The organism is Inhella sp. (assembly GCF_041912635.1).
Classification (GTDB): domain Bacteria; phylum Pseudomonadota; class Gammaproteobacteria; order Burkholderiales; family Burkholderiaceae_C; genus Inhella.
Map to the genome: position 1 here is coordinate 20,737 of NZ_JAYRMO010000037.1, position 18,535 is coordinate 39,271.

Here is an 18,535-nt window from a genome sequence, read left to right on the forward strand (position 1 = left end):
TGGGGTGAGCGCTTAGCGCGCCACCCGGTTCAGGAGGGTCCAGAAGGACACCGGGGTGAGCATCAGCGCCGCGCTGCCGGCCTCGTTCTTGACTGGCAGCGGCACCGGCCAGTCGGGGTTGGCGCTGGCACCCTGGCCGAGGGCGCCCTTGGCGCCATTGCCCCAGGCCAGCACGCTGCCATCGCGCAGCAGCGCGACCGAGCCGTCATAGCCGGCGGCCAGCGCGGCCACCGAGCCCAGGCTCAGCGTGCCGCTCACATCCACCACCGGGGCCGGCAGGTTGCGGCCGTTGCCGGCCAGGCGGTTGGCGCCATCGCCCAACTGCCCGCTGGTGGCGAAGCCCCAGCTGTACACGCGGCCGCTCTGGTCCAAGGCCAGGCTGTGGTTGCCCCCGGCCGCCACCATGGCGACGTTGGTCAGGCTGGGCCCGCCGTCGGGCGCCTTCACCAGGCTGGCGAAGGTGGGCGAGGAGGTGTTCACGCCACCGCCCAACTGCCCCGAGGAGCCCTTGCCCCAGGCCCAGGCGCGGCCGCTGCTGTCCAGGGCCAGCGCGTGCTGGTAGCCGGCCGAGAGCGCGACGATGTCGCTCACGGGCGTGCCGTTGGCGGCCGTCACCACCAGGCCGGGCAGGTAGGGTGCCGTGCTGCCCGGCCGGCCGAGATTGCCCTCGCTGTTGCTGGAGTAGCCCCAGGTGGCGACGCGGCCGTCGGCCAGCAGGACGGCGTTCCAGCTCCAGCCCGCCGAGATCGCCACTGCGGGCCCGAAGCGGCCGTTGCCTTCCAGACCGATGGGAATGCCGGGCACCTTGCGCGCGCTCGCGGAGTCGTCATGCCCGGCGTAGCCGCCCCAGCTGAAGACGGTGCCGTCATCGCGCAGAGCGATGGCGTTGCTGGCGCCGATGGAGACCGACACGATGTGGCTGAGCGTGCCACTGCCCGTGGGGCCCTGCACCTTGCCGGGCAAGGCCGCGTAGCTGGCGCTCGCGGGGGTCAGGCTGCGGCCCAGCTTGGAGCTGCCGTTGTCGCCCCAGGAATAGACCTCGCCGTCCTCGCTCAGTGCCAGCGCCGCGCCTTCGCCGGCCGACACCGCCACGATGCCGCTCAGGCTGCCCGTGCCATCCGGGCTCTTGACCGGCGTGGGCAGGCCCAGGGCCGGCAGCTCGCCTGGCGACTTGCCCTGCCCCAGCTCGCCATCGGCATTGCTGCCCCAGGCCAGCACGCGGCCGTCCACGGTCACCACCATCTGCACGGCGGTGGCGGCGCCCTGCTGGCCCAGCGGCTGCGCCACCGGGATCACCTTGACCATCACCTTGGCGCTGGTGCTGCCGTTGCTCACGGTGACCGGGTGCAGGCCCAGACGCTGGCCGGTGAGCGAGGAGCAGTCCGCCGCCACCACCAGTGCCTGCGGCGCGTCGCTGCTGCAGCTCAGCGTGCCGGCCACCAGGGTGCCAGCGCCGTCGCGCAGCTCGAACTGCGCCGGCGTGCGCACGCGCCAGGGCGTCTTGCCGGTGCTGGGTGTCGTCACGCTCGCGCTGCCGCCGGGCACCGGGCTGTAGAACGCCGTGATCGGGCCGACTTCCAGGAGCGCGGGGCCGAAGCTGGTGCCGCTCACGAACACCTGGCCATTCGCCACGGCGAGGTAGTTGCCGCTCTCCGCGTAGTAGCGGTACAGATAGGGACCGAAGGTCTGCGTGCTGGCGTGGCCCGGGAACCAGGCCGGGAACATTTGCTCACCAAAATTCATCAGCTGGCGGGCGGCCTCGGCGGGCGGGACGCTGCTGTCGGCGGCCGCGGCTGCGCTGCGGCTCAGGCCGCTGCTCTGGATGCGGGGCGAGGCCTCGGCGGGGGTTTCGTCACCGCCGCCGCAGGCGCTCAGGGCCAGGCTGACGGCCAGTGCCAACCCGGCCCGGGCATGGGTGCGTTCGAACATCGTGGGGGCTCCCTCTTCTTGGCGTGCGGATGGCCTCCCCGCCGTGCCGGCTGGGGAATGGCAGGGCGCGCATGCTAGGCAAGGCCCGCGCTGCACCCGGGCCCAGACCCCCTCCGTCTCGGGGGCGGGAGTGTGTCCAGTTGTGAGCAGGGTGAAGGCGCGGCCGTGCCGGCCTTCACTCGATCTGCGGCCCGCCCTTGGCGCGTGCGTCGTAGAACGCGTCCATCGCTGCCTGCTGGGCCTGCCGCACGGACGACGGCAGCCAGCGCAGATAGGCCTCGCGAAAGCCCGGCGCGGTGGACGCCTGGCGGATCGCGCGGTCGATGGCGGTGATGGCCTCCAGCCCCCAGGGGGTGCGCGGGCAGACGATGTAGCCCGGCTCCCAGTCCCCCGCCTCCTTCAGCGGCAGCGAGCTCAGCTCGCTCTTCAGCCGGCCGCTGCGGCGCAGATGCTCGACGACGAAGGCGTACTCCAGCGTGTAGTCGTAGCGGCCGGCCGCCACGAACTCCAGGGTCTGACCCACGCGTGCGGTGGTTTCGCGCGGCAAGGGGTTGGGGCCCTGCACCGCGGCGTCGAGCGCGGCGCCGTAGCTGCGCGCCGCCTCCAGCCGCCCGCGCAGATCCGGGCGGGCGCGCAGCTCAGTGATCGAGGCGCGACCGTTGCCGCCCAGCACCGCTTCGGACTGGGCCGTGCGCACCACCAGGCTCACCGGTGCCAAGCGCACCGCCGGGGTGAGGTAGGCCAGCTGCAGGCGCTCCGGGCTTTTGCGCAAGGGCCCGGCGCACAGGGTCTGGCCCTCGCCGATGGAATGCCAGAGCCGCGCCGAATTCACCAGCTGGGGGCGGTGCGTGAACTCCGGCAGGCGCTGCGCAATTTCCTGGAAGAGCCGGTCGAACTGACCATCCCCGAGGTCCTCGATGCGCGCGGGCTGCTTGTCCGGCGTCAGCACAAAGGCCGGCGGCCAATCCACCACCGCCCAGCGGATTTCCGGCTGCGCCTGGGCGCTGCCCAGGCTGGCCGCGGTGAGGGCGAACGCCAGCCAAGGCCGAAACCGGGTGCGAGGAAAAGCGGAGTGACCTGAACGGCGCAAGGCGGGTCTCCAGCGGGGGGCTGGAAATGATGATGCCATTGCGGTGCTGGCCGCGTGGATGCGGGGTCAACGCCGAACCTTCCGAACCGATCAGCTGCGCTGCGAGGCAGGCGTGTCTGCAGAGGTCAGCCGAGGCCTCAGTGCTTCCGACTGTGTGCGGTCGCCTCTTACGGCGCCCCCAGCTCCCCCAACCCCCGCTCCGCCATCTCCCGCAGCGGATGCCCCTCCGGCGCCACCTTCAGCAGCTGCTCCCAGCGCACCCGCGCCTGCGTCTTGTCCCCGGCGCGCAGCGCGCGGGTGCCGGCCAGGGCCAGGGCTTTCACCGAATCCGGGTTGATCTGCAGCGCCCGCGCCAGCAGCTCGGCGGGCTCGCCTTCCAGCGAGCCGCCCTGGCCCGTGGCGCGCACGTCGGCGAAGTCCGCCAGCAACTCCGCATTGCGGCCGTCCTGTTCCACCGCCTTGCGGTAGGCGGCCACGGCCTCGTCCATGCGGCCGAGCACGGCGTAAGAGCGGCCCAGCATGGCCCAGCCGGCGGGGTCCTGCGGCTGCTGCTGCAGGCGCGTGGCCAGGCGTTGCACCATTTCCTCGGTACGGTCTGGCGCCTGCATGGGGATGAGTGAGGCCGGGCTGCCCTTCCAGGCGTAGCCGGCGGCGGCCAGCAGCAGGGCGGCGCCCAGGCAGGCGGCGAGCAGGCGGCCGGGTGCGCGCGCCGGTGCCGGTGCCAGCACCAGCTCGACGATGCGGCGCTCCAGCTCGGCCTGTTGCTCGGCCGGGGCGCAGGCGGCGCGCAGCGCCAGGCCTTGGGCGCGCAGGGCTTCGAGTTCGGGGCGGTTCATCGCAGGTCCTCCCCGTCCTCGGGGTCGGGTTCGAAGGCGGCGGCGGGTTGCTGGGCGCGGCGGCGCAGCGTCCAGGCCAGGCCGGCCAGTGCGCCCAGACCCAGCAGGGCCGGGCCGGCCCAGAGCAACCAGGTCGTCGGCTTGACGGGCGGGTTGTAGAGCACGAAGTCGCCGTACTTGGCGGTCAGGTCGTCGATCACCTGGGCCTCGGTCTTGCCGGCAGCGAGCTGGTCGCGCACGCGGTTCTTCAGGTCCAGGGCCAGCGGGGCGTGGGAGTCGGCGATGGTCTGGTTCTGGCACACCAGGCAGCGCAGCTGCTGGGCCAGCGCATGGGTGCGGGCGTCAAGCTGGGCGTCGTCCGCCCGGGCCGCGCCGGCCAGCAACAGCAAGGTGAGGAGCAGGGCTTTCATAGCTGCTTGAGCAGGGGTTCGATGCGCTCGCGCATCAGCTCGGCCGTCAGCGGGCCGACATGCTTGAAGCGGATGCGGCCCTGACGGTCGATGACGAAGGTCTCGGGCACACCGTAGACGCCGAACTCGATGCCGAGCTGGCCACGCTCGTCGAAGCCGATGGCGTGGTACGGGTCGCCCAGGCGGCGCAGCCAGGTTTGCGCGGCCTCGCGCTGGTCCTTGTAGTTCAGGCCGATCAGCTGCACGCCGGGCTGGCGCTTGGCGAAGTCGACCAGCAGCGGGTGTTCCTGCTGGCAGGGTGTGCACCAGCTGGCCCACACGTTGAGCAGGCTCACGCGTCCTTGCAGATCCGCGCTCTTCAGCGCGGGCTTACCTTCGTGCAACGCGGCCAGCTCGAAGGCGGGCGCGGGCTTGTCGATCAGGGGCGAGGGGATCTCGCGCGGGTTCAGCTGCAGGCCGCGCGCCAGCAGCAGGGCCAGCAGGCCGAAGGCGAGCAGGGGCAGCAGGGTCTTGAGCTTCATGGCGTGGCGCCTTCCAGCGGCCGCTCCGGAACGGGCTCGGGCGGCGAGGGCACGGCGGGGGCCTGCGCCACGCGGGTCGTCAAGCGGTAGCGGCGGTCACGCCAAGCCAGCAGGCCGCCGGCGGCCATCAGCAGGGCGCCGCCCCAGATCCAGTCGATGAAGGGCTTGACGTAGACGCGCACGATCCAGGCGTTGCTGCCCGAAGCATCTTGAATAGGTTCGCCGAGCGACACATACAAATCGCGCAGCAACCCGGCGCGGATGGCGGCCTCGGTCATCGGCATCTCGGAGCTGCGGTAGACGCGCTTTTCCGGCCGCAGCTCGGCCACGAATTCGCCGTCGCGGCTGACGCGCACCAGGCCCTGCACGCCGCCGTAGTTCGGCCCTTCGACGCGCTGCAGGCGCTCCAGCTGGAAGCGGAAGCCTGCCACCTCCACGCCCTGGCCGGGCGCCAGCGGCACGTCGCGTTCCACCTGCAGGCTGTTGACGAGGGTGACGCCGACGATGAACACGCCCACGCCCGCATGGGCGAGCTGCATGGCCAGCACCGAACGCGGCAGCGCCTGCCAGCGCGCGATAAAGCCCTGGCCGTTCCGAGGCCACAGGCGCTCGGCCAGATCGGCGGCGCAGCAGGCCAGCACCCAGCCCGCCAGCGCCAGGCCGAACCAGGCCGCGGCGCTGAGCGGGCCACCGCCCACGGCCCAGCCGAAGGCGCCGGCGGCCACGGCGGCCAGCAGCGCGGCCCCGCGCAGGCGACGTGCCAGCGCGGGCCCTTCGTCCTGCTTCCAGCGCAGCAGCGGGCCCACGCCCATCAGCACGATGACCGGCACCATCAGCGGCACGAACACCGATTCAAAGTAAGGCGGGCCGACCGAGATCTTCTGCCCGGCCAGGGCATCGAGCGCCAGCGGGTAGAGCGTGCCCAGCAGCACGGCGCCACAGGTGGCCAGCAGCATCACGTTGTTGCCCAGCAAGGTGGTCTCGCGGCTCAGCAGGCCGAAGCGCGCGCCCAGGCCCATGCGCGCGGCGCGCGCGGCAAAGAGGCTGAGCGAGCCGCCCACCACCACCACCAGGAAGCCGAGGATGAAGAGGCCGCGCTTGGGGTCGGTGGCAAAGGCGTGCACCGAAGAGAGCACACCCGAGCGGACCAGGAAGGTGCCGAGCAGCGAGAGCGAGAAGGCCAGGATGGCGAGCAGCAGGGTCCAGCTGCGGAAGGCGCCGCGCTTCTCCGTCACCGCCAGCGAGTGCAGCAGCGCGGTGCCGGCCAGCCAGGGCATGAAGCTGGCGTTCTCCACCGGGTCCCAGAACCACCAGCCGCCCCAGCCCAGTTCGTAGTACGCCCACCAGCTGCCCAGGGCGATGCCCACCGTCAGGCTGGCCCAGGCGGCGGCCGTCCAGGGCCGGGCCCAGCGCAACCAGCGCTGCAGGTCGTCCTCGGGCGCCAGCAGCGCGGCAATGGCGAAGGCAAAGGCCACCGCAAAGCCCACGTAACCCATGTAGAGCATGGGCGGGTGCAGCACCATGCCGGGGTCTTGCAGCAGGGGGTTGAGGTCGGCGCCCTCCTCGGGCCCGGGCAGCAGGCGTTCGAAGGGGTTGGAGGTGCTGAGCATGAAGAGCAGGAAGCCGAAGGCCAGCGCGCCCATCACGCCGAGCACGCGCGCCATCAGCGCCGGCGGCAGGTTGCCGGCCTTGCGCCGCAGGGCCGTCATCCAGCCCACCAGCAGCAGCGCCCAGAGCAGCAACGAGCCCTCGTGCCCGCCCCACACGGCGGCCAGGCGGTAAGGCAGCGGCAGCTCGGAATTGCTGTGCTGCGCCACGTAGGCGACCGAGAAGTCGTGCTGCACGAAAGCCCAGCTCAGGCACAGATAGGCCAGCAGCACGGCCAGCGCCAGGCCGCGGCTGAGCGGGGTGGCCAGCGCCATCCAGTCGGCACGGTCGCGCTGGGCGCCGAGCGGTGGCAGCACGGCCAGCAGGGCGGCCAGGCCCAGGCCGAACCAGAGGGCGAAATGGCCGAGCTCGGGGATCACTTGGGCGCTCCCATGCTGCGCTGCGCGCGCTCGCGCGCCTGCTCGGCCTGGTGCAGCGCATCGGCCGCCTCGGGCGGCATGTAGTTCTCGTCGTGCTTGGCCAGCACCTCGCGCGCGGTGAACTGGCCATCGGCCCCGAGCTGGCCCTGCGCGACGACGCCCTTGCCCTCCTTGAAGAGGTCGGGCAGCACGCCTTCAAAGCGCACGGGGATCTGGTGCATGTTGTCGGTGACCTTGAAGCTCACCTGCACGCCCTGGCGTTGCACGCTGCCGGGTTCGACGAGGCCGCCGAGGCGGAAGCTTCGTCCTTTCGGGGCTTCATTTGCGGCGACCTGGGTGGGTGAGTAGAAGAACACCAGATTGCTTTGGAAGGCGTTCAGGACCAGTGCGGTGATGGCGGCGATGGCCAGGGCGATCAGGCCGATGAGGGCGAGGCGGCGGTGGCGGGGCTTTAGGGTGTTGCTCATGTTTCGTTCCTACTGCGTGAGAGCCCTCGGGGGCTTCACCCCCGAACCCCGACCCGCATTTCTTTGTCTTGCCAAAGAAACGCGGGGCAAAGAAAGGCGCTTGAATGCACGCACGCCGCCTAGGGCGGCGCGCGACTGCACGGCTGGTTCACATGGCTCCCACAGCCCTCCTGGGACTGCGAAAACCTGCCCGCTAAGCTGGCCGGAGTACCGGCCGACTAGACCACTGCAGACCATCGCGGGCTCTCTGCGATGAATGGACCCCCAACGAGCGTCCTTGCAGGTATTGCGCTGGTTGGGGTTCTGTTCTTCGGAGCGCCGAGGGTGATGGTCTGCGGTGCCCGGGACGACCGGTACTCCGGGCGCCTTCGTTGTCCTGCCCATGGAAGTCAGATGAGGGCTCGTGTCAGTGTGAGCCCAAGTACCGCCATCACAGTTCGCCCCTAGGGCGACTGTGTGGGTTGGCGCCTTTCTTTGCCCCGCGTTTCTTTGGCGCAGCAAAGAAATGCGGGTCGGGGTGCAGGGGTTGAAGACCCCTGCGGGCTGCAACGAACAACGCGCAGTCATTCGCCCAGCTCCTCATCCCCCACCAAAGCCCGCCGATGCCGCGCCCGCGCAAACAAAGGTTCAACAACAAACACCAGCAAAGCCATCCCATACGAGCCCCAAACATAGAGCCCATACCCACCCATCGCAAAGAACTCCGACACCGAACCCCAGTTCATGACGCACTCCCGCGCAAGGCAGCCACCCAACCGGCATCCCGCTCCCGCTCCAACACGATCGCCCGCGCCCGCATGAACACCACCGCAAACGCATAGGCCCAGCAGGCCAGCGTGGTGAGCAGCATGGCCTGCAGCATGGTCTCGGCCATCTTGGGCGCGGCCGTCAGGCTGATGGTGGCGCCCTGGTGCAGGGTGTTCCACCAGCGCACCGAGAAGTAAATGATGGGCACGTTCACCGCACCCACCAGGGCCAAGAGGGCGCCGGCCGGGTCGGCCCGCTGCGGGTCCTCGATGGCGTTGACGAGTGCGATGTAGCCCAGGAACAGGAAGAGCAGGATCAGCTCGGAGGTCAGGCGCGCGTCCCACACCCACCAGGTGCCCCAGGTCGGCTGGCCCCAGAGCGCGCCGGTGACCAGCGCGAGCAAGGTGAACAGCGCGCCGGTGGGCGCGATGGCACGCGCCAGCATCGAGGCCATGCGCGCCTTGAAGGCCCAGCCGATGGCCGCCCAGAAGGCCATGGCCAGGTAGAGCAGCATCGACAGCCAGGCCGCGGGCACGTGGATGAAGATGATGCGGTAGGCCTCGCCCTGCGTGGCGTCCGTGGGGGCGACGAAGAAGCCCATGTACAGCCCGGCCGCACCCAGCAGCGCGGCCGCAAGCCACAGCCAGGGCAGCAGGGCGCCGGTGAGCGCGTAGAAGCGCACCGGGGCGGCGAAGGTGTAGAAGCGAGTCATACGTTCAAGCGACGGCAATGCGCAAGGCCGCGCCGGTGGCCGGCGGCGCGCCCAACAGGGTGGCCAGCAGCAGCGCGCCGAGCAGCGAGTAATGGCCGCCCACCGGCAGGCCGGCTTCAAAAGCGCCCACGGCGCCGCTGCCGAAGATCAGCGCCGGCATGGCCAGGGGCAGCACGATCAGCAAGTTCAGCAGGCCCCCGGCGCGCAGGCCGAGGGTCAGCGCGGCGCCAAAGGCACCGAGCAGGCTGAGCACCGGCGTGCCCAGCAGCAGGCCCAGCCACAGCAGGCCCAGGGGCGCGGCGGGCAGGCCGAACATCAGGCCCAGCAGGGGCGCGGCCAGCAGCAGGGGCAGGCCGTGCGTGAGCCAATGGCCGGCGGCCTTGGCCAGGGCCAGCAGCCAGGCCGGCTGGCCGGCCAGCAGCAACTGGTCCAGGCTGCCGTCCTGCCAGTCTGCCCCCCACAGCAGGTTCAGCGAGAGCAGGGTGGCCAGCAGGGCGCCCACCCACAACACGCCCGGGGCGATGTGGCGCAGGGTTGCGGGCTCCGGTCCGATGCCGAGCGGAAAGAGGCTGGCGGCGACGACGAAGAACACCACCGGCAGCAGGGCCTCGAGCGGCCGGCGCAGCGCCAGGCGCAGTTCGCGCCGCAGGATCAGCCAGAAGAAGGCACTCATGGCGCCGCTTCCAGCTGCACGTCGCGCGTGGCCAGCCCGGGCAGTTCCTGGTGGCTGGTGAAGAGCAGCGCGCTGCCCGCGGTCAGCAGGCTCTGCAGCAGGCCGCGCAAGGTGGCCAGGCCTTCCTGGTCCAACGCGTCGAAGGGTTCGTCCAGCAGCCACAACGCCGGGGCCGAGGGCAGGGCCAGGCGGGCCAGGGCCGTGCGGCGGCGCTGGCCCTGGCTGAGCTGGCGGGCCGGTCGGCGCGCCAGGCCGCCCAGGCCCAGGGCCTGCAGCGCGGCTTTGAGTTCGGCGGCGCCGCAGGGCTGGCCTTGCAGTGCCGCGGCCAGGCGCAGGTTCTCGGCCACCGTCAGCTCGTCCTTCAGGCCGTTGGCATGGCCCAGGTAGCGCGGCGGGCGCGGGCAGTGGAAGCTGCCCGCAAAGGGTTGGCCCAGGCCGGCCAGGGTGCGCAGCAGGGTGGTCTTGCCGCTGCCATTGGCGCCGCGCAGCCACACCGCCTCGCCGGCCCGCAAGGCCAGGCCCAGCGGCGCAAACAGCGCGCGCTCGGCGCGTGCGCACACCAGGGCGTCGGTGCGCAGCAGCTCGGGGGTGGGGGCGTTGGTCTCCATGCTCGGGCCGCAGTGTGCGATGGCAGGCCCCGGGGCGTGATTGAACTGGGTCAACCCGGCCTGGGGATTGCCCTAGTTCGGCCCTGTGCAAAGCGGGCGGCTTTGACCTGGAACAAGACCACGGATGATGCCGCCCATGCTGAGCCCCGCCCTCGAATCCGACCTCACCCGCCTGGCCGGCCAGGCCCTGGTGCGCCCGGCCGACACCCTGGCCGAGCTGCAGACCCTGGAAGCCACCCTGCCCGCGGCCGAGCAGCAGGCCGCCGCGCTGCAACTGGCGCGCGTGCGTGGCCTGGCCGAGGTCTGCCACGGTGAGCTGACCGGGCTGCAGCGCCTGCTGGCCGCGCAGCGCGCCAGCGCGGCCGCCCCGGCCCGCCTGCGTTTCGACCTGGCGCGCACCTTGGCTATTGCCTACGCCCACACCGGCCTGCACGACGACTCGCTCGAATGGGCGCGCCATGCGCTCGATCTGGCCCGCCAGGCCCAGGACCCGCAGGCGCAGGCGGAGGCCTTGCTCTCCTGCGGCGTGGCGATCTCGCGCGGTGGCGACGCCGAGCAGGGCCTGGCCCTCTACGCTCAGGCGCTTGAAGGCTTCGAGGCCCTGGGCCTGCCGCGCATGCAGCTGGCGGTGCGCAACAACATGGGCATCAACCTCAAGAACCTGGGTCGGCCGGCCGAGGCCCTGGCCCAGTTCGAGCAGGCCCTGGCGCTGGCCGAGGCCCATGGCCTGCACGATTCCGCCGCCCTTCTGCGCACCAATCTGGCCGAGCCCCTGGCCCAGCTGGGCCGCCTGAACGAGGCGCGCGCCGTGGGCGAGCAGGCCGCCGCGGAACACGCCGGCCGCAGCCACCCGGCCGGCGAGACCACCGCGCGCATCGGCCTGGGCCTGGTGCTGCTGGAATGCGGCGAGCAGGAGCGCGCCGCCGCCCAGTTCGAGCGCGCCCTGGCCCTGTGCGCCCAAACCGGCGACCGCCTGACCCTGCAGCGCGCGCACTGGCAGCTCAGCCAGCTGCACAAGCGTGCCGGCCGCCACCAGGAGGCCCTGGCGCATTTGGAGGCCGCGCACGAGGCCGAGCGCGCCCAGTTCAACGAGGACTCCGACCGCCGCCGCCGCGCCCTGCAGGTGCAGGCCGAACTGCTGGCCGCGCAGACCGACGCCGACCAGCAGCGCCTGCGCCGCCTGGAGCTGGAGCGCGCCCACGCCGAGCTGCGCAGCCTGCACGAGCGCCTGCAGGCCGCCGACCGCGAGAAAACCCGCCTGCTGGCCCGCCTGGCCGAGGAAAGCCGCACCGACGCCCTGACCGGCCTGCCCAACCGCCGCCAGTTCGACGAACGCCTGGCGCTGGAGTGGCCGCGCAGCCCCGGCCTGCAGCTGGCCCTGATCGACGTCGACCACTTCAAGCAGGTCAACGACCGCTTCGGCCATGCTCTGGGCGACGCGGTGCTGCAGGCCCTGGCCCAGCCGCTGCGCGAGGCCCGCGCCGACCTCGCCCTGCGCCTGGGCGGCGAGGAGTTCGGCCTGCTCTTCCTGCACGGCGACCGCGAACGCGCCCTGCAAGCCTGCGAGGCCCTGTGCGAGCGCCTGCGCCGCCAGGACTGGGCCGCCCTGCACCCCGAGCTGCGCATCACCGTGTCCATCGGCCTGGCCGGCCGCGCCGAGATGGCCGCCGCCCCCGACCTGCCCGCCGCGCTCTATGCACGCGCCGACGCGCGCCTGTATGCGGCCAAGCGGGCGGGGCGGGATCGGGTGGTGGGGTCGGAACCCAGGCCATGAAGGACTGGCTCAACCTCGGCCCCAAGAGCCGCGCCTGGCTGGGCGACATCGGCATCGAAACCCCGGCCCAGCTGCAGGCCGCCGATGCCTTCGCGCTCTACGCCCGCCTCAAGGCCAAGGACCCCGGCGTGAGCCTGAACCTGCTCTACGCGCTGCTCGGCGCCCAGGAGGGCCGGCACTGGCTGGACGTGAAGCGCGAGCGCCGCACCGAGATCCTGCTGCGCCTGGATGACATGGGCTTGGCGCCGCGCTGAGTCCATTACCCGAGGAAGGAAAGCCCATGCTGCAAGGTGAGTGCAACTGCGGCGCCGTCCGCTTCGAGATCGATGGCGACCCGGGCGGCATCTATGTGTGCCACTGCTCGATCTGCCGGCGCGCCACCGGCGCCAATGGCATCGCCGTGCTGGTGGTGCCCAAGCAGCGCCTGCGCTGGCTGCAGGGCCAGGAGGCGATTGCGCAGTGGAGCAAGCCGGGGGCTGACTGGCACACCTGGTTCTGCCGCCATTGCGGCGCGCGGGTGCCGGGCGAGAACGATGCCAACACGCTGTTCGTGCCGGCGGGAACGATCAGCGCGGGCGCTGAGGGCCTGCGCGTGCGGCATCACCTGTTCGTCGGTTCCAAGGCGGCTTGGGAGATGCTGCCCGAGGACGGGGCCGAGCGGCATGTCGAGGGCCTGCGCAGCCCGCCCCCCTGAGGCACCAGCCTCAACGCCGCCCGTCACGCAGCGGCCGCAGCAGATCCTTGAGCCCGTTGATGTCGATCGTGTGCATCAGCGCCAGCAGCCGCCCCAGCTCGCCCTTGGGAAAGCCTTCGCGGGCGAACCAGGCCAGGTAGTTGCTTGGGAGATCGGCCAGCACCATGCCCTGGTGCTTGCCGAAGGGCATGGTCTGGGTGACGAGTTTGAGCAGGTCGTCGGGGTTCATGGGGCACCGGCTCCCACGCTGGCCACCCGGTTGCGGCCGGCCGCCTTGGCCGCGTACAGCCCCTGGTCGGCGGCTTCGATCAGCGCGTCCAGTGGGTCCGCGCCCGAGCCGGCGCTGACGCCGGCCGACACCGTGACCTGCAGCGCGGGTGCCAGCTCGGCCCAGGCGGTGCGTTCGATCTGCAGGCGCAGCTTGTCGGCGATGCGCAGGGCCTGCTCCGGCTGGCAGTGCGGCAGCAGCACGCAGAACTCCTCGCCGCCCAGCCGGGCCAGCACATCGCCCTCGCGGATGACGCCCTGCATACGCTCGGTCGCGCGGCGCAGCACCTCGTCGCCGAGCGCATGGCCGAAGCTGTCATTGATGCGCTTGAAGTGGTCCAGATCCAGCATCAGCACGGCCACGGCGCTATCGGGCTGCAGCAGGGCCTGGGCGGCGGCCTGCAGCCCGCGGCGATTCAGGGTGCCGCACAGCGGGTCGCGCAGCGCTTCGTCCTGCCAGAAGCGCAACTGCTGCTGGTTGCGTTCGCGCTCCAGCTGGCGTTCCTGATCGATGCGCTGGAACAGCTCAAGATGCCGGCGCACGGTTTCGAGCTGGCGCTGGTGGCGTGCCTCCAGGCGCGCCATGCGCAGTGCCGCCCAATGCAGGGCGGCATCGGACTGGCCGCACTGGATCTCCAGGCGCATGAAGCATTCCTGCAGTTCATCGACGCTGGGGTCGAGCAGGGCTTCGACGTCGAGCTGGAGGGCGCCCTGCAGTTGCACGCGCGCTTCGTTGTGGCGCCCATCGGCGCACAGGAGCTGGGCCAAATGCACCGCCAGGGTCAGGGCCACGCGCTGGTGCCCCAGCGCCAGCGGCTGAGCCTCGCGCAGCACAGCCTCGGCTTCGGCCAAGCGGCCCAGCAGGGTGAGCGCCGCGCCGTGGTGACTGAGCACCCAGGCACGGCGCCAGGGGGGCTGGGCTTTCAGGGCCTCCAGGGCTTGCAGCAGGGGCAGAGCGGCCTCCGTATGCATTAGGGCCGCGCCGGCCAGTTCGCTCCGCACGGCGGGCTCGGCGCGCCGCGCGAGCAGCAGCTGGCAGTAGGCGATGTTGTTGTGCAACTGGAAGCGCTCATTCAGGCCCTCGGGGCCTTCCGGGCTCTGGGCCAGCGCCTGCTCGTAGACCTGGATGGCCAGCTGGCGCTGGCCGGCCACCGCCAAGGCGGCGCCCTTGTTGCCCAGGCGCGCCCGGTAGGCCTTGTCGTCGCCTTGGCGGCGCGCATCCGCCAGACCCCGCTCGATGTAGCGCAGCGCCGCCTCCAGGTCGCCCGCCAGGGCGAGGGAAAAGCCGAGCGCGCCAAAGCACCAGTGCAGCTGCTCGCCCCAGCCGACGGCCTCCAGGCGCTCCAGCGCCTCGACGGCCGCGCTGAGTCCTTCGGCGTTGCGCCCGCCCTGCACGGCGGCGCCCCAGTTCACGAAGTTCAGCGCCTGCCGGTAGGCCGCGGCCCGCACCGGATCGGCCTGCGTCAGACCCTGCTGCAGGGTCTGACGCGCCTGCTCGAATTGCGCCAGGCGGGCGTGCTCCCGGGCTTGAGGGAGGACGGGGTCGGAACGGGGCATCGGCAGGGCAGGGGCGAGGCCTTTCATGATGGCAGAAGGCCCTGCGCTTGATGCGCTTCAAGGCTCGCCGGACGCCGCGGGTTCATGCTCGTGCCCGATGGAAAAGGACACGCTGCCCCTCGTCTACTCCTGCTCGGGCTGCTCCAGCGCCGCCCAGCTGGCCAACCACCTGGCCGTGCGCCTGGACCGCGAAGGCCTGGCCGAGATGTCCTGCATCGCCGGCCTGGGCGGCGATGTGAAGCCGCTGGTGCGGCTGGCCCAGCGTGCCGCAGAGAGCGGCCGCACGGTGCTGGCCATCGACGGTTGCGCACTGGAATGCGTGCGCCACAGCCTGGCGCGCCATGGGCTGGCACCCACGCTGCAAGTGCGCCTGCACGAGCTGGGCGTGCGCAAGGTGCAGCATGGGGAGTTTGAGCCCGAGCAGGCGATCGAACTGCTGACGCATTGCCGGGAGCTGCTCAGCACCTGAGCATGGGTACGAATCGCGTCCTGCGGAAGGATGAGCGCAGCGTCGTCGCGCGCCTCTGGCGTTCTGGTGGAATGAGTGACCTCACTCCGATCCAGCTCTCAAGTCATGAACTCCATGCTCGTCCTTGTGGCCACTTTGTTGTGGAGTGCCACTGCGCTGGCGCAGGGCCTGCCGCCCCCCTCGCGCACGGCCTACCGCTGCGAGTTGGACGGCAAGATCGTGTATTCCGATTCGCCCTGCCTGGGCGCTGAGAAGCTTGAGCTGCAACCCACGCGCGGACTCAATAAGTCCAGCGGGCGGGTGCAAGTCGGCGCCGATGTGCAGCGCGAACACAGCCGCGAGGCCTTTGCCGAGGCTGTGCGCCCGCTGACCGGCCTGGATGCGCGGCAATTGGATCAGGCGGGGCGGCGTACGCGCCTGAGCCCCGAGTTGCAGCAGCGCTGCCAGCGGCTGGACAGGGAACTGCCGCTGGCCGAGCGGCAGGAGCGTCAGGCCACGACCAGCCTGGCGCGCCAGGAGGCACAAAGGCAGCTTTGGCGCCAGCGCAAGGCCTACCGTGACGGTGGGTGCGAATAGCCGGAGTGGCCTGATCCTGGGACAGAGGCCTGACTTTGGGGCCACGAGCGCCTTGCCCTACCGCCATGCCCGGAAGAAGCGCGGGATTCACGACACGCTTCTCGAAGGTTCGACTGACACCCTCGATCACGGTGTCGGTGGAGCTGGATTCACGGGCTGAAACCTCAACCCAACCGGCCGGCCCAAGCGATCGGTTCTGAACGAAATGGGCCGGCCGCGCCGTCCGGTGCTACCGGCCCGGACCGCTCAGTACTTCACCGTCGCCGTCACATACCACTGCCGCCCCAGCGGGCTGGCGTAGCGCGGGTCGAAGCCGGCCTGGTTGCCGCCGCCGGACGTGCGGATGGACAGCGGTGGGTCGCGGTCGAGCAGGTTCTTGGCGCCCAGGCTCAGGCTCAGGTGCTTGTTCCAGTCGAGGCGGGTCTGCCAGTCCAGGGTGCTGAAGGCGGCCACATCGCGCACCACGGTGGCGTAGTCACCCAGGCTGCCGTCGGCATTCACCACCTTGATCGAGCCGTCGTCGGCGGTCTGCACGGCGTCGTGGTAGCCCGAGCGCCAGTTCCAGGCCAGGGTGTGGCTGAACATCGCGTTCTGCTTCAGCGTGGCGGCCAGGCGCTGCACGATGCGGGCGGTGACGTTGTTGTAGCCGTCGAAGCGGCCCACGCTGCTCTCTACCTCACCGCCGATCTCGACCTCGGAGCGCAGCATGTAGGTGCCGTTCCACTCGATCTTCAGCTTGCCGATGCCCAGGTCGCTGCTGCTGCTGAGCTCCCAGTCGATGCCGCTGTAGCGCGAACGGCCGAGGTTGAAGTTGGGCAGCAGGGTGGCCAGCTTGTTGGCGCCCAGGCCGGCGTCGAACACGGTGCGGAACAGGCCGTCGTAGCCGGCCGGGTTCTTGAACGGGAAGGTCTCGGGCAGGGCGACGATCTGGTTCTTCATCTTGACCCACCAGGCGTCCATCCCGAAGCTCAGGCTGCGCGTCGGCTCCAGGCGGAAGCCGATGGTGCGGTTCTGGCTCTCTTCGGGCTTCAGGCCCAGCGCGCCGCTCAAGGGGTTGCCGCCGGTCAGCAGGTCGTACTGGGTGGTGCCGCGGCAGTCCACCGCGCGCGGGTCGGGGGCCTTCACCGGGCAGGGGTACTTGCCGCTGGTGACACCGAAGTCCTGCAGCGGTTGGGTGATCTCGTCCAGGTTCGGGGCCTTGAAGCCGCTGCCCAGCGAGCCGCGCAGCAGCCACTCGCGGGTGGGCGCCACGCGCAGCGCCAGCTTGTAGGTGGACTTGCTGTTCGCGTTGCCCTGGCTGCCCGGGGCGTCCAGCGTGCCGTCGCTCTTGAACAGGTAGCGGTTGCGGGCCTTGGCGTAGTCGTCCCAGCGCACCGCGGCGGTCAGGTCCACGCCCTTGTAGAGCGGCATCAGCAGCTCGCCGAAGGCGCCCCAGTTGTTGCGCGTGGCGCCCACCGGCAGCGCGCCGGGCGAGGAGCCGAACACCGTGTCGTTGGCGCCGCCGATCTTGTTGGGGCCCTGGTTGATGGGGCTGGGCAGGGAGTCGTACTGCTGGCGCGCCAGGTCCACGCCCACGCCCAGTTGGGCGCCGCCGGCCGGCAGGCTGAACAGCTCGCCCGAGCCACGCAGGCTCAGCACGTCCAGCGCGGTCTCGGTGCGGGTGGCGCGCTCGTGCAGCACGCAGGGGCCGAACAAGGCGGCGTTGCCACCGGCCGCGGCAAAGGGGTTGACCTTGCCGGCGCTCACCAGGCCGGCGTAGCAGTTGCGGCTCATGTAGCCGCCGTCGTAGTCGTTGTCCTGCTGGCTGGTGGAGTGCACCAGGCTGGCGCTGTAGTCGAACTCGCGCCACTGGCCCTCGATGCCGAAGGCCAGGTGCTGGGCGCGCGTCTGGTACAGATTGGCGCGGCCGCCGGCATCGACGAAGCGGTTGTTGGTGGTGGCGCGGCTGACGTTGGCTGGGTCCACGCCCATCGTGGCCAGGTGCGGCAGCACGTACTCCTTGTAGAGCGGGTCGGCCAGCGAGAGCGCGATGCCCTGCGCCGCCGGCGCGTAGCGGGCGCGCTGGTCGAACTGCGAGAGCACCACCTCACCGAACAGGGTGGTGTTCTTGTCCAGCTTGAACTGGCCGGCGCTGAAGAAGCTGTCGCGCGTCGAGTCCGGGATCAGCTGCACGGTGGCGGCGAAGTCGAAGTAGCAGGCCTTGTCGGGGCCCACCGTGGTCAGCGCGGTGTTGGGCGCGCACTGGCCGTTCTTCAGGTAGTTGGGCGAGAAGGTCACGGCGCTATAGGGCTCGCCGTCCTTGACGATGGGGTTCTTCAAGCCGAGCGTGACGGAGGCCGGCGTGGTGTTCACCGCCAGCTGGTACAGCGCATAGCGCTGGCCGCCGTGGCTGAACTCGCGGATGCCCGAGGCGCCGAAGGGGCGGTCGGCGGCGTTGAGCTCCTTCTGCTCGTCGTGCGCATAGGTCATCAGCAGGCTGAAGCGGTCCTGGTCCAGGTCGCCGAAGCCCTTGGAGAGCGAGAAGCTGCTGCTGGCGCCGCCCTTCTGCTCGGGCTGGTTGTGGCTGAGGTTCAGCACCCAGTCCGTCTGGCCGCGGCGCAGGATGAAGTTGACGACGCCGGCCACGGCGTCCGAGCCGTACAGGGCCGAGGCGCCGTCGGTCAGCACCTCCACGCGCTCCACCGCGGCCAGCGGGATGCTGGCCAGGTTCACCGCCGAGCCGGCGTTGTAGGCGGCCAGGCGGCGGCCGTTCAGCAGCACCAGGGTGTAGCGCGCGCCCAAGCTGTGCAGCGAGGCGTTCTGCACCCCGCCGCCGCTGCCGTTCACGGATTCGGCCGCCACCGTGAAGCCCTGCATCGAAGGCAGAGCCTGGATCAGGTCTTCGGCACTCTTGGCGCCGCTGCGTTCGATGTCGATGCGGCTGATCACTTGCACCGGCAACGCGCCCTGGTCGGCCAGGCGCTTGATGGAGGAACCGGTGATCTCGACGCGTTCGAGCTGCGTCTGTGGCTCTTGCTGGGCCTGGGCGCCGGTGGCGGCCAGCGCGGCGCACACCGCCAGGAACAGGCGGGACTTCTTCGCTTGCATGGGAACTCCGAAAAGGGGAGGCGCGCGGCGGCCACAGCGGCAGCGGCGGGCAGGGGGGAGGTAGAAAACGGGAACGGAACGGCCGCGGCCC

19 protein-coding genes are annotated in these 18,535 nt (G+C 71.1%); 5 read left to right on the forward strand and 14 right to left on the reverse strand.

What is annotated here, in order from left to right; genetic code table 11:
• Positions 1-12 precede the first annotated feature (12 nt).
• The 11 genes from ACE3QP_RS18495 to ccmA all read right to left on the reverse strand — a co-directional run bounded on the left by ACE3QP_RS18495 (position 13) and on the right by ccmA (position 10,020).
• Positions 13-1,929: an RCC1 domain-containing protein gene (locus tag ACE3QP_RS18495; RefSeq protein WP_374438061.1), complete on the reverse strand. Its 1,917-nt coding sequence runs from the start codon at positions 1,927-1,929 to the stop codon at positions 13-15.
• Positions 1,930-2,104: 175 nt separating this feature from the next.
• Positions 2,105-3,019, reverse strand: a complete 915-nt coding sequence (locus tag ACE3QP_RS18500; protein WP_374438063.1) for a hypothetical protein — start codon at positions 3,017-3,019, stop codon at positions 2,105-2,107.
• 167 nt (positions 3,020-3,186) lie between these two features.
• A complete protein-coding gene (locus ACE3QP_RS18505) occupies positions 3,187-3,855 on the reverse strand; it encodes a tetratricopeptide repeat protein (protein ID WP_374438064.1) in 669 nt (222 codons plus the stop codon).
• Complete coding sequence (locus tag ACE3QP_RS18510) at positions 3,852-4,265, reverse strand: cytochrome c-type biogenesis protein (RefSeq protein ID WP_374438066.1); 414 nt, start codon at positions 4,263-4,265, stop codon at positions 3,852-3,854. The genes ACE3QP_RS18505 and ACE3QP_RS18510 overlap by 4 nt, the downstream gene beginning before the upstream one ends.
• Positions 4,262-4,786: a DsbE family thiol:disulfide interchange protein gene (locus tag ACE3QP_RS18515; RefSeq protein WP_374438068.1), complete on the reverse strand. Its 525-nt coding sequence runs from the start codon at positions 4,784-4,786 to the stop codon at positions 4,262-4,264. Before ACE3QP_RS18515 ends, ACE3QP_RS18510 begins: the two co-directional genes overlap by 4 nt.
• Positions 4,783-6,813: a heme lyase CcmF/NrfE family subunit gene (locus ACE3QP_RS18520; protein ID WP_374438069.1), complete on the reverse strand. Its 2,031-nt coding sequence runs from the start codon at positions 6,811-6,813 to the stop codon at positions 4,783-4,785. The genes ACE3QP_RS18515 and ACE3QP_RS18520 overlap by 4 nt, the downstream gene beginning before the upstream one ends.
• Complete coding sequence (ccmE, locus tag ACE3QP_RS18525) at positions 6,810-7,280, reverse strand: cytochrome c maturation protein CcmE (RefSeq protein ID WP_374438071.1); 471 nt, start codon at positions 7,278-7,280, stop codon at positions 6,810-6,812. Before ccmE ends, ACE3QP_RS18520 begins: the two co-directional genes overlap by 4 nt.
• 563 nt (positions 7,281-7,843) lie before the next feature.
• Entirely contained in the window at positions 7,844-8,005 is a 162-nt protein-coding gene (ccmD, locus tag ACE3QP_RS18530) for a heme exporter protein CcmD (RefSeq protein WP_374438072.1), read from the reverse strand.
• Entirely contained in the window at positions 8,002-8,739 is a 738-nt protein-coding gene (gene ccmC / locus ACE3QP_RS18535) for a heme ABC transporter permease CcmC (RefSeq protein ID WP_374438074.1), read from the reverse strand. Before ccmC ends, ccmD begins: the two co-directional genes overlap by 4 nt.
• 4 nt (positions 8,740-8,743) lie before the next feature.
• Complete coding sequence (gene ccmB, locus ACE3QP_RS18540; protein ID WP_374438076.1) at positions 8,744-9,412, reverse strand: heme exporter protein CcmB; 669 nt, start codon at positions 9,410-9,412, stop codon at positions 8,744-8,746.
• Complete coding sequence (gene ccmA / locus ACE3QP_RS18545; RefSeq protein ID WP_374438078.1) at positions 9,409-10,020, reverse strand: heme ABC exporter ATP-binding protein CcmA; 612 nt, start codon at positions 10,018-10,020, stop codon at positions 9,409-9,411. The genes ccmB and ccmA overlap by 4 nt, the downstream gene beginning before the upstream one ends.
• 136 nt (positions 10,021-10,156) lie before the next feature.
• Here ccmA and ACE3QP_RS18550 point away from each other — a divergent pair, with 136 nt between their 5' ends.
• The 3 genes from ACE3QP_RS18550 to ACE3QP_RS18560 are packed head-to-tail and all read left to right on the forward strand — an operon-like array spanning position 10,157 to position 12,488.
• A complete protein-coding gene (locus tag ACE3QP_RS18550) occupies positions 10,157-11,794 on the forward strand; it encodes a diguanylate cyclase (RefSeq protein WP_374438080.1) in 1,638 nt (545 codons plus the stop codon).
• Positions 11,791-12,048 carry a TfoX/Sxy family DNA transformation protein gene (locus ACE3QP_RS18555; RefSeq protein WP_374438082.1) on the forward strand — a complete coding sequence of 86 codons (258 nt, stop codon included), beginning with the start codon at positions 11,791-11,793 and terminating at the stop codon, positions 12,046-12,048. The genes ACE3QP_RS18550 and ACE3QP_RS18555 overlap by 4 nt, the downstream gene beginning before the upstream one ends.
• Before the next feature lie 26 nt (positions 12,049-12,074).
• Complete coding sequence (locus ACE3QP_RS18560) at positions 12,075-12,488, forward strand: GFA family protein (RefSeq protein ID WP_374438084.1); 414 nt, start codon at positions 12,075-12,077, stop codon at positions 12,486-12,488.
• 10 nt (positions 12,489-12,498) lie between these two features.
• On the opposite strand, the gene ACE3QP_RS18565 is transcribed toward ACE3QP_RS18560, so the two are convergent.
• Positions 12,499-12,717: a DUF3820 family protein gene (locus tag ACE3QP_RS18565; RefSeq protein WP_374438086.1), complete on the reverse strand. Its 219-nt coding sequence runs from the start codon at positions 12,715-12,717 to the stop codon at positions 12,499-12,501.
• Positions 12,714-14,312, reverse strand: a complete 1,599-nt coding sequence (locus ACE3QP_RS18570; RefSeq protein WP_374438088.1) for a diguanylate cyclase — start codon at positions 14,310-14,312, stop codon at positions 12,714-12,716. Before ACE3QP_RS18570 ends, ACE3QP_RS18565 begins: the two co-directional genes overlap by 4 nt.
• 97 nt (positions 14,313-14,409) lie before the next feature.
• Between ACE3QP_RS18570 and ACE3QP_RS18575 the strand changes: the two genes are divergently transcribed.
• Together ACE3QP_RS18575 and ACE3QP_RS18580 are read left to right on the forward strand one after the other, a co-directional pair.
• Entirely contained in the window at positions 14,410-14,781 is a 372-nt protein-coding gene (locus ACE3QP_RS18575; protein ID WP_374438090.1) for a putative zinc-binding protein, read from the forward strand.
• 105 nt (positions 14,782-14,886) lie between these two features.
• Complete coding sequence (locus ACE3QP_RS18580; protein ID WP_374438092.1) at positions 14,887-15,357, forward strand: DUF4124 domain-containing protein; 471 nt, start codon at positions 14,887-14,889, stop codon at positions 15,355-15,357.
• A gap of 246 nt (positions 15,358-15,603) precedes the next feature.
• On the opposite strand, the gene ACE3QP_RS18585 is transcribed toward ACE3QP_RS18580, so the two are convergent.
• Positions 15,604-18,444, reverse strand: coding sequence for a TonB-dependent receptor domain-containing protein (locus tag ACE3QP_RS18585; protein ID WP_374438094.1), 2,841 nt, complete (start codon positions 18,442-18,444; stop codon positions 15,604-15,606).
• Between the last annotated feature and the right edge of the window lie 91 nt (positions 18,445-18,535).